We start from the raw sequence: 13284 nt of genomic DNA on the forward strand, positions 1-13284 counted from the left end.
GCTTACTCCTTATCTTTCGAAAGGGGTACATCCATACCACCACTGACCTTGGCGCCCGGGCCGGACGCACTGGGGTTGACGTCGATATCGAAGATATCGGTGGGCAACCACAGGGTGGCACAGGCGTTGGGAATGTCCACCACCCCACTGATATGCCCCTGTACCGGCGCGCATCCCAGAATGGCGTAGGCCTGGGCTTTGGTGTAGCCAAACTTGGTCAGGTATGCGATGGCATTGAGACAGGCCTGACGATAGGCGACGTGCACATCCAGGTAGTGCTGCTTGCCGTATTCATCCACCGAAATACCTTCAAAGATCAGGTAGTCGTCGTACTTGGGCGTAATCGGGCTGGGCTTGAAGATCGGATTCTTGATGCCGTACTTGGCCATGCCGTCTTTCACCAGATTGACCCGCAGGTGAATCCAGCCGGCCATTTCAATGGCACCACAGAAGGTGATTTCGCCATCGCCCTGGCTGAAGTGCAGATCGCCCACGGACAGGCCGCCTTCTTTGACGTACACCGGGAAATAGATTTTCGAACCGCGTGACAGGTCCTTGATGTCGCAGTTACCGCCATGCTCTCTGGGCGGCACGGTGCGCGCCGCTTCGGCGCCAGCGCTCTTGGCCGAGTCTTTATCCATGCGCCCCATATGCGCGGTATCGGCATAGGGCAGTGCCGCGAGCGGCGGCACCCGCTCCGGGTCGGTGTCCACCAGGCCCTGCTCACGGGTGTTCCACTCTTTCAACATCTCCTTGGAGGGCAGGCAGCCGATCAGGCCAGGGTGAATCAGACCGGCGAACTCCACCCCGGGGATATGCCGGGACTTGGTGAACATGCCTTTGAAATCCCAGATGGATTTCTGCGCTTCGGGAAAATGTTCGGTCAGGAAGCCGCCGCCATTCTGTTTGGAGAAAAAGCCGTTAAAGCCCCACTGGCTTTCCTCGAAGGTACCGATATCCAGAATATCCACTTCCAGAAGATCGCCGGGTTCGGCACCTTCAACCCCGATCGGTCCGGACAGGAAGTGCACCTGGGTCAGATCCACATCGCGCACATCATCGGCGCTATCGTTATTGGCGATCTGCCCACCGGTCCAGTCGTAGCACTCGACGATAAAGTCGTCCCCCGGTTTGACCGTGGCCACCATGGGAATGTCCGGGTGCCAGCGATTGTGTACCTTGTCATTCTCGTAGGGGGTCTGGTTCAGATCAATTTTGATGATGGTTTCAGTCATGGCTTGGCTCCTGACAGGGAATGAGGCGTTAGCATTTCGGGCCGAGGTGCATATACCTCTGGCCCGTGTACGCTCATTATCAAAGGCGCCTGCCGTTGAGCCCATACGACAATTGGCCCCGACTCTGCGTCATTTGACGTACTCGCTTTTGCGGGCCCACACCTGCCGGCAGATGACCCGCCCGTGCTGCCAATCGCAATACATCTGGCGCAGCTCTGATTCGGCCTGCGGTGGCATCTTTGGCTTCGCACTGTCCGGGCGTAACTCCGGCCGTTCCAACAGAAACTGTGCCACCGGCACTTCCACCTGCTGACGGAACTGTCGCTTTAACGCCCGCGCTCCAAACCGGGCATCGAAGCCTTTGCGCTCCACCCGGCTCATCAACGCCCGGGACACTTGCAGTTGCCACCCTTTGGACCGCAGACGCCGATTGAACTGAACCAGCAGCTCCGCCACCACCCCCGGTCGTGCTTCCGGGGGCAGCGGATAGTAGATCAACACGTTATCAATGCGATTGAGAAACTCGGGGTCCAGCCCGCGATCCAGGGCGCGCTCAACCCGCTGACGCAGTGCAGTTTGCTGCGCGGGCTCCGAACGGGGCCAGAATCGACGCCAGCCAGTCTGCCAACGGTTCAGGTGGCGCGCCAGATCCGCCGCCCCCAGGTTGCTGGTCATAAAGATCAGGCTGTTGCGAAAATCCAGCTGCTTCTGCCCGGAGGTGAGACGCAACCGCCCGGTGTCCAGCACCCCCAACAGACTGCGCAGCACTTCCGGGCCCGCTTTCTCCAGCTCGTCAAACAGCACGACACCGGGCCGACTGAAGCTGCCGCGCATGGCCTCTTCATCGATCAGGCTGTGGCCCTCTTTGCTACCGACGTAACCCGGAGGCGCACCGGTGATGGCAGCGGTGTAATGATCCTGGGCCAGCGTATTCATATCCACCCGGCAGAAGGCATCGGCCTTCCCGTGCAACGCTTCGGCCAGAGCCCGAACCGTTTCGGTTTTACCGACCCCGGTGGGGCCCGCCAACAGAAATACCGCCAGCGGACGATCCGGCTCACCGATATCGGCTTTGACTCGCGTCAATTCCCGATCGATTTGCGTCAGTGCGTCGGGTTGTCCACGGATTCTCTGACGCAAAACCGCCGATACCGTCTCCGGATCAAACAGAAAACGTGAGGCCCCCAAGCGCGACTCGCCCGGCGAGGAACCCGACCGGGACGGCTCAGGCGCAGACACCGCCGGAGTCAGCGCCTCGCGCAGCGCCTGATCTTCCAGTCGATCATTGATGAATGGCATGGAACCGCCTTACCCGACGGTTTTCTCGCGGCCACCGTGAGGCAGCTCGCCCACCGGACATTCCGCAACCCCGATGGTGGAACGGGTCATGGCCTCGACATCGTCCCGCGCCTTCTCCGCATCCATCACCCAGGTGCGATAGAAGTCAAACGGGCACTCGGCCACGCCGCGATCGCCGTCTCCGGAGTTGTAGATACCGGAATAACCCCGATGCAGCAGTTTGAACAGATGGTTCTGGGATTGATCATTGGCGCGGGCATCGCGAATCTGGCTGACCGAGAGCTGGGCGTACTGCACCCCCATATCCTCTTCGCCGCACTCGCCGAGTGTCCGACCGTCGAAGCCGATCAATGAAGAGTGACCAAAATAAGAGTAGACGCCGTCAAACCCCGTGGCATTGGCCACCGCCACATAACAGTTGTTGGCCCAGGCCATGGATTTGGCCATCATCACCTGTTGATCTTTCGCCGGATACATATAGCCCTGACAGCGAACGATCAACTCGGCCCCTTTCATGGCGCAATCACGCCATATTTCCGGGTAGTTGCCATCGTCACAGATGATCAGACTGATCTTCATGCCCTTCGGTCCTTCCGTGACGTAGGTGCGATCGCCGGGATACCAGCCCTCAATGGGGCACCAGGGAATACACTTACGGTACTTCTGAACAATCTCACCTTCGTTGCTGATCAACACCAGAGTGTTATAGGGCGCTTTGTTGGGATGGTCTTCGTGACGCTCACCGGTCAGGGAAAACACCCCCCAGGTATTGGCCTTGCGACAGGCGTCGGAGAAAATTTCCGTCTCCTCCCCCGGAATGGTGGCGGCGGTGGCCATCATCTCGTCCTGGTCGTACATGATGCCCATGGTGCTGTATTCGGGAAAGATCACCAGGTCCATCCCGGGCAGTCCTTTTTTCATCCCCACCAACATGTCCGCAATGGCCCGGGCGTTATCGAGTACCTCGGCTTTGGTGTGCAGGCGCGGCATTTTGTAGTTGACGACGGCTACGCCGACGGTATCGTCACTGCTGGAAATATCACCGTGTCGCATAGTAGATTACCTCACTTAAACGGATAGATAGGACGCCACTTTCTCGGCATCGACACTGCTTCGGGCTTCCTCGTGCACAATCTTCCCCTTCTCCACTACCAGGATACGATCGGCCACATCCAGGGCGAAGCTCAGTACCTGCTCGGTCACCACAATGGTCAGGCCGCGCTGATCGCGGATTTCTTTCAGGGTCTGGGCGATCTCTTTGATGATGGAAGGTTGTATCCCCTCTGTGGGTTCATCCAGCAGTAACACTTTGGGATCGCTCGCCAAGGCGCGAGCGATTGCCAACTGCTGTTGCTGTCCACCCGACAAGTTACCGCCCCGTCGGTTACGCATTTCCAGCAATACCGGAAACATATCGTAGAGATCACGCGGAACGGCTCGTCGCCCCGTTGAAGTCAGACCGGTCTGAATGTTTTCGCGCACAGTCATACTGGAGAAAATCATCCGTCCCTGGGGCACATAAGCTAGCCCCTGGCTGACTCGCTGATGACTTTTCATACCGGATATCTGCTTCCCGTCCAGCGTCGCGGTACCGCCGGATTCGGGAATAACTCCCATCAGCGCTTTCATCAGGGTGCTTTTGCCCATACCATTGCGGCCCATCACGGCGACAATCTCATTGGGTTGCACAGTAAAATCCAGACCATGCACAATTTCGCTCTGGCCATAACTGACTCGATAATCGGATACATTAAGCATGATGAGTCCTCTCTCACTCAGTGGCCAAGGTAAACTTCAATAACCTTCGGATCGTTCTTGACTTTTTCAATTGCCCCTTCGGTCAGAATTTTTCCCTGATGCAGGACGGTCACTTTGTCAGCAATCTCGGCAACGAACTGCATGTCGTGCTCAATAACGATCACCGACCGATTCTGGGAAATACGCCGAAGCAGCTTGGCGGTTTCCTGGCGTTCAGTGACGGACATCCCCGCAACCGGCTCGTCCAACATCAATAAATCCGGGTCTTGAATCAGTAACATACCGATTTCTAACCATTGTTTTTGACCATGGCTCAGCAATCCGGCCGACTCGTGAAGCTGATCCTTCAAGAGAATCATTTCGGCTACCTCTTCACATTTACGGACAACTGTGTCGTCCCGCTTGAAGAATAGGGAGCCAAACACATTTCGTCCTTTGGGATAAGAAATTTCCAGATTCTCAAAAATAGTCAAATCGGTATACACCGAGGGTGTCTGAAATTTTCGACCCACACCGGAATTCACAATATCGGACTCGCTCATTTTGGTCAGCTCGCGGTTGCGAAATTTGATAGAGCCCTGAGTTGACCGGGTACGGCCGCAAATCAAATCCAGAACCGTTGTTTTACCAGCCCCGTTGGGACCAATAATCACCCGGATCTCTCCTTCATTGACATACAATGTCAGGTCATCCACGGCTTTGAACCCATCAAAGGAAACAGTCAGGTTCTCCACCGCCAGGACAAAATCTGTGTTACTGGCGTTCATGGGCAACTCCTTGGACAGTGCGGGTAGAATCAGAACGGCTAAGCTGGTCAACCCAGCGATCGAGCACTTTGGTCACATGACTTCGGGCATACTGGTCGTAGAGCCCGGCCAGTCCGTTTGGGAACGCCAACACAACACCGATAAACAGCGCACCCATGGCGAACAGCCACAACTCAGGAAAGCTCTCGGAGAAAATGGATCGCGCCCAGCTCACCAAAACCGCACCGTAGACCGCACCAAAAAGAGATAGCCGCCCCCCCACAGCGCAAAAAATAACCATTTCGATAGAGGGAACAATGCCGATAAAACTCGGTGACATGAAGCCCACTTGCAAAGTGAACATAGCTCCACCAATCGCCGAAAAGGCAGCCCCTACGCAGAACACGAACACTTTAAAGTTGGCCACATCATAACCCGAGAACCGGATGCGATCTTCCGCATCGCGCAAAGCCACCAAAATACGCCCGAATTTACTTTTTCGGATAAACTGCGCGATTACCACACAGGCCAACAAAAGTGCGACGCAAATAAAGTAAAATACATACTTGGCGAAGTCTGACCGGATGTTCCAACCCAACAGCGTTCTCAGGTCAGTGATACCGTTTACGCCACCAGTGAATCCCTGCTGCCCAATAATCAGGATGGTGAGAATCAGAGCAATCGACTGGGTAATAATGGCAAAATACACCCCACTTACCCGCCGCTTGAACATTGCTACACCGATCAGGTACGCAAACACTGTAGGCACAACAATTACCGCCAGTAATGTAAACCCGAAGCTGTAGAACGGCTCCCAGAACCAGGGAAGCTCGGTAATCTGATTCCAGTCCATGAAGTCGGGAATGCCCGGCGTGGACTGAATCGCGGTGCTTTCGGGGTCGGACGATTCGAGCTTGAGAAACATGGCCATCATATAGCCACCGATCCCGAAGAACACGCCCTGCCCCAGGCTGAGAACGCCACCGTAGCCCCAACAAAGCACCAGCCCCAGAGCCACAAACGCGTAGGTCAGGTACTTACCGATCAAACCAAGCCGGAATACATCCAGCGCCAGAGGGAATACCACAATCAACAGCAGGGCAAGCACTGCAAAGCTGAGCAGATCGTGACGACTAAACAATGATCGTAATCCGGTCGCAGTCATCGTACCGTCCTCCTATCGACGAACTTTAAGGGTAAACAGGCCCTGAGGACGAATCATCAGAATGCCCAGCACGAACAGCAGCGTCAGCACTTTGGCCATGGAGCCACTGAGGAAAAACTCCATGGTCGACTGCGCCTGGGAAATGGTGAACGCGGAAGCGACTGTACCCAACAGGCTTGTAGCGCCACCGAAAACCACCACAAGGAAAGTATCCACAATATACAGCTGGCCCGAAGTGGGACCCGTGGAACCGATCATGGTAAAGGCGGCACCGGCAATCCCGGCAATCCCGCAACCCAATGCGAAGGTCATACGGTCCACTTTTTGGATGTTGATCCCCACCGCACCCGCCATGGGTCGATTTTGAACGACGGCTCGTACCTGAGTGCCCCAGCGCGAGCGATACATCAGGGCCGCCACTACCAAGGTAATCCCAAGCGACAGGCACATAACAAATATGCCGTTGATCGGAACCTCTACCAAGTCCGTTATCGGGTAGGAGCCCATCATCCAGTCGGGCATACTCACGCCAACTTCCCTTGCGCCAAATATCGAGCGATAGGTTTGTTGCAGGATCAGACTCAGGCCCCAAGTGGCCAATAGGGTGTCCAGGGGACGATGATATAAGTGGCGAATCATCAACCATTCGACCAACATGCCCAAGAGCGCGGCCGCCAGGAAGGCAAGTGCTATAGCCACAAAGAAGTAGAAACCGTACAGGTCAGGCAGCCATTGGGAAAAGACGTTAGAAGTCATGTAGGTGACATAAGCACCGAGGATCATGAACTCCCCGTGCGCCATATTGATCACACCCATCTGGCCAAAAATAATGGCCAGGCCCAAGGCCATCAGTACAAAAACAGAGAAGAGTGTCAGGCCTGCAAAACCCTGCATGGCAAAAATCGACATCAACTCCGATGAGGAATAGTCAGAAAACATGGGAAGGTGCCTCCGCGTGCGCTTGAACCAACCGGGCTGGTCTTTCTACCGGGATAACCCCGCCCGGAGGCGGGGTTATTTATATCACTGCCTTGAAGTGACGCTTATTGATAACCTTCCGGGAACGGGTCTGGCTCAATCAGCTCTTCGGTCTCAAAGACCACCTCATACTGGCCATTCTCCTGGGCACGACCGATACGGGTTCTGGACCATAGGTGGTGATTGGGGTGAACCTTCACGTAACCTTCAGGCGCAGTGGTCAGTTCAATACCCGGTGACGCTTCGCGCACTTTATCGACGTCAAAGGAGCCGGCTTTCTCAACGGCCGCTTTCCACAACCAGGGTCCAAGGTAAGCCGCCTGGGTTACGTCACCGATCACGATGTCATCACCCCAACGTTCTTTAAATGCCTTGACGAATTCTTCGTTGTTGGAGTTCGTCAGGCTTTGGAAGTACTTCATTGAGGCATAGGCGCCTTCGACGTTTTCGCCACCAATACCCAGTATTTCATCCTCGGTTACTGAAATGGTCAGAACCAGGGGAGATTCCTCGGTCAGATCGATACCGGCTGCCTTCAGCTGCTTATAGAAAGCCACATTGGAGCCGCCTACGACTGACGCAAAAATCACATCGGGCTTACGCAGCTTGATCTTGTTGATCACCGAATTGAACTGGGTGTGACCAAGCGGGTAATACTCTTCACCCACAACTTTCAAGCCCAGCTTGTCGATATGCTTGCGGGCAATCTTGTTGGAGGTTCTGGGCCAGATGTAATCCGAACCAAGCAGGTAGAACGTTTTGGCATCTTTGGCGTCAACCACCCAGTCGATACCGGCAAGAATCTGCTGCGTGGCTTCCTGACCGGTATAGATTACGTTGGGCGACTGCTCTAGCCCCTCATAGAAGGTCGGGTAGTACAGCATTCCGTTATATTGCTCAAAAACCGGAAGCACCGCTTTGCGTGAGGCCGAAGTCCAGCAACCGAATACCGCCGCTACATTGTCCTGACGAAGCAGTTTTCGGGATTTTTCAGCGAACGTGGGCCAATCGCTGGCGCCGTCTTCCTGGATGTACTCGATCTGGCGACCAAGAACCCCTCCAGAGGCATTGATCTGCTCGATGGCGAGCTTTTCCGCTTGGACTGAGCCGGTCTCGCTGATGGCCATGGTGCCGGTGATAGAATGAAGAATACCCACCTTCACAGTGTCTTCGGTAACCGCCAGTCCGGTGGTGTTCACCTCCTGGGCGACACCAAACGCACTCATGGCGAGGCCTGCCGTCAGCCCGGCCAGGCTTTTCAGAAGCCGGCGCGACAGCCCCGGCGTATGCTTGCGTGAGTCAGTAACCATGGTCTTTCCTCGTGTGGTGGTTTGAAAACGCGACTGAACATCGGTTGGCCCGTGCCCATGCTCTGCATTTTGCTCGCACCTCCCTTCCGAGCCCATTCGACAAATGCCGCAGAGACCTACGTCAATCACCCCATACCACCGTCCACCCACTTTGCCTTTAATGTTCCGCACGTCACAGATGGCATAAAGATTGATACCTGATTCAAGGAGTGTCGGATTCAGAGCGCTGAGCTCCGGCCCGGTCGTACAAAGTGCACCATCCTGGTTCGCCTGCCCGGGCGCTATGCGTCATACCGGCGCACGGCGACGGCCGACATGGACATCGCCCGATCAATGCCTTCACCGGCTGTTATTCAATAAGCGAATGCCATGACTGCCAAACAGACCATTTTCCGCGTGCGCCGTCAGTACAACCAATGGGTTGCCAACCAGACGCTGGAGGACTACGCGCTTCGTTTCACCGCCAAGCGAGCCCGGCGCTGGTCGCCCGCTCGGGTGGCCCACACCGCCCTGGGTGCGATTTCCTTTCTGGCTCTGGAGGCAATCGGTGGCGCAATCACCCTGAGTTACGGGTTTACCAATGCGATGATGGCGATCCTGGCGGTCAGCCTGGTGATCATGCTGACCGCCTTTCCGATCAGCTACTACGCCGCCAAGTACGGTGTCGACATTGATCTTCTGACTCGCGGCGCCGGCTTTGGCTATATCGGGTCCACCATTACTTCCCTGATTTACGCATCATTCACGTTCATTTTTTTCGCGATCGAAGCGGCCATTATGGCCATGGCGCTGGAGATGCTGTTTGGTATTCCCATCGTGTGGGGGTATGTTCTCTGTGCCGTTGTGGTGATTCCGCTGGTCACGCACGGCATCACCTTTATCAGCCGCTTTCAGCTCTGGACCCAGCCGCTTTGGGTGTTTCTGCAGGCGCTGCCGTTTGCATTCATCCTATGGGCCGACTTCCAGTCGGTGTCGGACTGGACCAGTTACACACGCGAAGCCGGTGGCGGGTTTGATCTGCTGCTTTTTGGGGCGGCCTCTGCGGTCATCTTCTCCCTGATTGCCCAGATTGGCGAGCAGGTGGATTACTTGCGCTTTATGCCCGAACCCAAACCGGAACAGCGTCGCCGTTGGTGGCTGGCCCTGAGCGCCGGAGGACCGGGCTGGATTGTGATCGGAGCCCTCAAAATGATGGCGGGCTCCTTTCTGGCGGTGCTGGCCTTGTCACACGGCATGTCCGCGAACGAAGCGATTGACCCAACCCACATGTATCAGGTGGCCTTTGGCTACGTCACCCAGTCGCCCACGGCGGCCCTGGCCATCGCCGGACTGTTTGTCATCCTGTCGCAGTTGAAAATCAATGTGACCAACGCCTACGCCGGGTCCATCGCCTGGTCCAACTTCTTCTCCCGCCTTACTCACAGTCATCCGGGGCGGGTGGTTTGGTTGGTGTTCAATGTCACCATTGCCTTGCTGGTCATGGAGCTGGGAGTCTATCGGGCACTGGAGAACACCCTGGGGCTATACGCGTTGATCGCCATTGCCTGGGTGGGCACTCTGGTGGCCGATCTGGTGATCAATAAGCCGTTGGGGTTCAGTCCACCCCATATCGAATTCAAGCGCGCCCATCTGTACGACATCAACCCGGTGGGCGTCGGCACCATGATCACCGCCACCCTGATCGGCGTGATCGGTTATCTCGGCTTCTGGGGCGAAACCTTCCAGGCGCTCTCGCACTTCATCACCCTGTTGAGCGCTCTGGTTATTGCTCCACTGATCGCCTGGCGAACCGGCGGGCGGTATTACATCGCCCGCGCGCCGGTCACCCTGACGCCCGCGGCCGCCACTCACCAGTGCTGCATCTGTGAACACCGGTTTGATAAAGAGGACGTCACCCACTGTCCCGCCTACGACGGTCCGATCTGTTCGTTGTGTTGCTCGTTGGATGCCCGCTGCAATGATTTCTGCAAACCCGGCGCCAGCTACCCTGAACAAATCCGCCACTGGGTGCACCGCTGGCTGCCCTCTTGGCTGATACCCGACATCAATGCCCGCCTGGGCAATTTTCTGTTGCTGGTGGTGGGTATCAACGGATTCTCGGGCGTACTTCTGTCACTGATTTTCCATCAGACGGCATTCCCGGATGAGGTGTCCGCCCTGCTCTTTGCCGCCCTGCTCTGGAAGGTGTTTTTCATTCTGGTGATCATTACCGGTGTGGTCAGTTGGCTGTTCGTGTTGGCTCACGAAAGTCGGGTGGTTGCCCAGGAAGAGTCGCAGCGCCAGACCCGTCTATTGATGGAAGAGATCGACGCGCACGAACAGACCGACCAGGCACTGCAACGGGCCAAGGAACAGGCCGACGCCGCCAACCAGGCCAAAAGCCGGTACCTCACTGGCATCAGCCACGAGTTGCGTTCACCCCTGAATGCCGTACTGGGCTACGCACAACTGCTCGAGAAAGACCCGGCGATTCCCGCACACCGGCGCGACGCCCTGGGCGTCATCCGGCGCAGCGGTGAGCACCTGGCCGATCTGATCGAAGGCCTGCTGGATATTTCCAAAATCGAAGCGGGTCGACTGGACCTTCATCGCGATCAGGTGCGGCTCGGTCCGTTGCTGGAACAACTGGTGCACATGTTCCGCCTACAGGCGGAAGGCAAGGGGTTGCAGTTCGAGTACCACTGCCAGGACCGGCTGCCCCCTCTGGTGCGCGCCGACGAAAAACGCCTGCGGCAGATTCTGATCAACCTGCTGTCCAACGCGATCAAGTACACCGCTCACGGCCGGGTCAGCATGAGCGTCAAATACCGCAGCGACGTGGCGGAGTTCACGATTGAAGATTCCGGCGAGGGCATATCGCCCGACGATCAGCAGCGGATCTTCCGGCCATTTGAACGCATCCGCCGCCCGGGAGAACAGGTGTCCGGCACCGGGTTAGGGCTGACCATCACCCAATTGCTGACCGATATCATGGGCGGCGACATCAGCCTGCAGAGTACGCCGGGGCACGGCAGCGTATTTAAAGTGACCCTGATGATGAGCCGCATTCGGGGCGCTTCGGACATAGCGCCGACCGAGGCCCAGGACATTCAGGGTTACCGGGGCGAAGCCAGGCGCGTCATGGTGGTGGATGACGAAGCCTCCCACCGCCAACTGGTGCACGCCATGCTGACACCCCTGGGGTTTGATGTGGTGGAGGTCGACAATTCGCTCACGGTGCTGGACCGGGTCCGGCAGGAGGCGCCGGACCTGATTCTGCTGGATGTCTCCATGCCCGGGCTCAACGGCTGGGAGCTGGTTGCCCAACTGCGCGCCACCGATTATTTCCAGCCCGTGGTGATGATTTCCGCCGATGCCAGCGAGGGCAAGGCCGTGGGCGATGCCCTGCACGATGCTTATATCGTCAAGCCGGTACGGCTGAACACCCTGCTGGAAACACTGGGGCAACAGCTAAATTTGCGCTGGCACACCCGATCCGAGGCGACCACTGGGCCGGTCTCACAACCCCCCCACGCCGACGACCGGATCACCGCGCTGACGCTGCCCGATGAAGTGCATCTGCAACCGTTGCGCAAGCTGGCCTTGATTGGCCACAAAAGCGGCTTGCAGCAGGCCCTGGCGGAGCTGGAAGCGAACGGCCTGGCCACCGAAGACTTTGTGCAGACACTGACCCGGTTGGCGGGTCAATTCCAATTCGAAACCATCATCCGACTGTTACAGGTACCCGACAATGAGCCTCAACGAGAACCCCTCTGAACCCGTGGTTCTGGTGGTCGACGATGCCATCGAAAGCATCCACATGCTCAGCGACGCACTGGAGGCGGAACACATGACCGTACTGGTGGCACTGGAGGGCCAACAGGCGCTGACCATTACCCAGAACATTACGCCGGACATCATTTTACTGGACGCCCTGATGCCCCAGATTGATGGCTTTGAAACCTGCAAGCGGCTGAAACAGAACCCGCGCCTGACCAATGTACCGGTTATTTTCATGACCGGCCTGAGCGACACCGAGCACGTGGTTCAGGGGCTGAATGCCGGGGGCGTGGACTACATTACCAAGCCGATCAACCCCGAGGAGCTGGTCGCGCGTATGCGGGTGCACATGACCAATGCCCGCCTTACCCAGAGCGCGCACAATGCGCTGGACGCCGCCGGCCAGTACCTGTTTGCCATCGACCGCAGCGGCACACTGCTGTGGACCACACCGCAAGTGCAGGCACACCTGAAACGCGCCGGGCTGAATCAGCCCCAGGCTCAGGACCAGCTCGCCGGACAGCTACGCGAGTGGCTCAGCCACCAGCCACAAACCGGCCACAAACTGCCTCTTCGAGGTCTGTCTCCCGCGCTGACCCTGGAATACCTGGCGCCCCTGAGCGGCACCGACGTCCTTCTGCGCCTGCTGGAGCAACCCGGGGAGGGCTCCGAGACGGATCGGCTGCGCGAGCTCTTCGGCGTCACCACCCGGGAGGCTGATGTGCTGTTGTGGATCGCCCACGGCAAAACCAACCGGGAAATCGGCCAGATTCTGTCCATGAGCCCGCGTACCGTGAACAAACACCTGGAGCAGGTGTTCCGCAAACTGGGTGTGGACAACCGCACCTCGGCGGCGGCTGCCGCCATCCGCTGTATGGCCCGGGCGTAAGTCAGCGCGCCTGACGCCACCCGAGGGCAACCTCTGGCACAAGTGTTGCTCAATGATATGACAAGACGACCGCCGCCCCCGATAACACACCGGTTATCGGGCCCGGACGCCTCAAACCCGGATACTGCATGCACCATGACAGCGC

Annotated in this window: 10 protein-coding genes; 2 read left to right on the forward strand and 8 right to left on the reverse strand. The window is 57.3% G+C overall.

The window, feature by feature from the left end; all coding sequences use genetic code 11:
* Positions 1 to 2 precede the first annotated feature (2 nt).
* The 8 genes from fmdA to urtA all read right to left on the reverse strand — a co-directional run bounded on the left by fmdA (position 3) and on the right by urtA (position 8491).
* Entirely contained in the window at positions 3 to 1235 is a 1233-nt protein-coding gene (fmdA, locus tag N645_RS0107045) for a formamidase (RefSeq protein WP_024460801.1), read from the reverse strand.
* Positions 1236 to 1364: 129 nt separating this feature from the next.
* Positions 1365 to 2534: an AAA family ATPase gene (locus N645_RS0107050; protein WP_024460802.1), complete on the reverse strand. Its 1170-nt coding sequence runs from the start codon at positions 2532 to 2534 to the stop codon at positions 1365 to 1367.
* A gap of 9 nt (positions 2535 to 2543) precedes the next feature.
* A complete protein-coding gene (locus N645_RS0107055; protein ID WP_024460803.1) occupies positions 2544 to 3587 on the reverse strand; it encodes an aliphatic amidase in 1044 nt (347 codons plus the stop codon).
* Between the two features lie 15 nt (positions 3588 to 3602).
* Entirely contained in the window at positions 3603 to 4292 is a 690-nt protein-coding gene (urtE, locus tag N645_RS0107060; protein ID WP_024460804.1) for an urea ABC transporter ATP-binding subunit UrtE, read from the reverse strand.
* 17 nt (positions 4293 to 4309) lie between these two features.
* A complete protein-coding gene (urtD, locus tag N645_RS0107065; RefSeq protein WP_024460805.1) occupies positions 4310 to 5059 on the reverse strand; it encodes an urea ABC transporter ATP-binding protein UrtD in 750 nt (249 codons plus the stop codon).
* Entirely contained in the window at positions 5046 to 6203 is a 1158-nt protein-coding gene (gene urtC, locus N645_RS0107070; RefSeq protein ID WP_024460806.1) for an urea ABC transporter permease subunit UrtC, read from the reverse strand. The genes urtD and urtC overlap by 14 nt, the downstream gene beginning before the upstream one ends.
* Before the next feature lie 12 nt (positions 6204 to 6215).
* A complete protein-coding gene (urtB, locus tag N645_RS0107075; protein WP_024460807.1) occupies positions 6216 to 7142 on the reverse strand; it encodes an urea ABC transporter permease subunit UrtB in 927 nt (308 codons plus the stop codon).
* A gap of 104 nt (positions 7143 to 7246) precedes the next feature.
* Positions 7247 to 8491 carry an urea ABC transporter substrate-binding protein gene (gene urtA / locus N645_RS0107080; protein ID WP_024460808.1) on the reverse strand — a complete coding sequence of 415 codons (1245 nt, stop codon included), beginning with the start codon at positions 8489 to 8491 and terminating at the stop codon, positions 7247 to 7249.
* A 369-nt stretch (positions 8492 to 8860) separates the two neighbouring features.
* On the opposite strand from urtA, the gene N645_RS0107085 reads away from it, so the two are divergent.
* Positions 8861 to 12247, forward strand: coding sequence for an ATP-binding protein (locus N645_RS0107085; RefSeq protein ID WP_024460809.1), 3387 nt, complete (start codon positions 8861 to 8863; stop codon positions 12245 to 12247).
* Positions 12222 to 13139, forward strand: coding sequence for a response regulator (locus N645_RS0107090; RefSeq protein ID WP_024460810.1), 918 nt, complete (start codon positions 12222 to 12224; stop codon positions 13137 to 13139). Before N645_RS0107085 ends, N645_RS0107090 begins: the two co-directional genes overlap by 26 nt.
* Positions 13140 to 13284: the final 145 nt, after the last annotated feature.

Origin of the sequence: Marinimicrobium sp. LS-A18, assembly GCF_000463525.1 — a bacterium.
Classification (GTDB): Bacteria; Pseudomonadota; Gammaproteobacteria; order Pseudomonadales; family Cellvibrionaceae; genus Marinimicrobium; species Marinimicrobium koreense.

Coding starts and splice junctions, on each gene's coding strand:
- fmdA (WP_024460801.1), bottom strand. CDS start 1,235: ATGACTGAAACCATCATCAAAATTGATCTGAACCAGACCCCCTACGAG.
- N645_RS0107050 (WP_024460802.1), bottom strand. CDS start 2,534: ATGCCATTCATCAATGATCGACTGGAAGATCAGGCGCTGCGCGAGGCG.
- N645_RS0107055 (WP_024460803.1), bottom strand. CDS start 3,587: ATGCGACACGGTGATATTTCCAGCAGTGACGATACCGTCGGCGTAGCC.
- urtE (WP_024460804.1), bottom strand. CDS start 4,292: ATGCTTAATGTATCCGATTATCGAGTCAGTTATGGCCAGAGCGAAATT.
- urtD (WP_024460805.1), bottom strand. CDS start 5,059: ATGAACGCCAGTAACACAGATTTTGTCCTGGCGGTGGAGAACCTGACT.
- urtC (WP_024460806.1), bottom strand. CDS start 6,203: ATGACTGCGACCGGATTACGATCATTGTTTAGTCGTCACGATCTGCTC.
- urtB (WP_024460807.1), bottom strand. CDS start 7,142: ATGTTTTCTGACTATTCCTCATCGGAGTTGATGTCGATTTTTGCCATG.
- urtA (WP_024460808.1), bottom strand. CDS start 8,491: ATGGTTACTGACTCACGCAAGCATACGCCGGGGCTGTCGCGCCGGCTT.
- N645_RS0107085 (WP_024460809.1), top strand. CDS start 8,861: ATGACTGCCAAACAGACCATTTTCCGCGTGCGCCGTCAGTACAACCAA.
- N645_RS0107090 (WP_024460810.1), top strand. CDS start 12,222: ATGAGCCTCAACGAGAACCCCTCTGAACCCGTGGTTCTGGTGGTCGAC.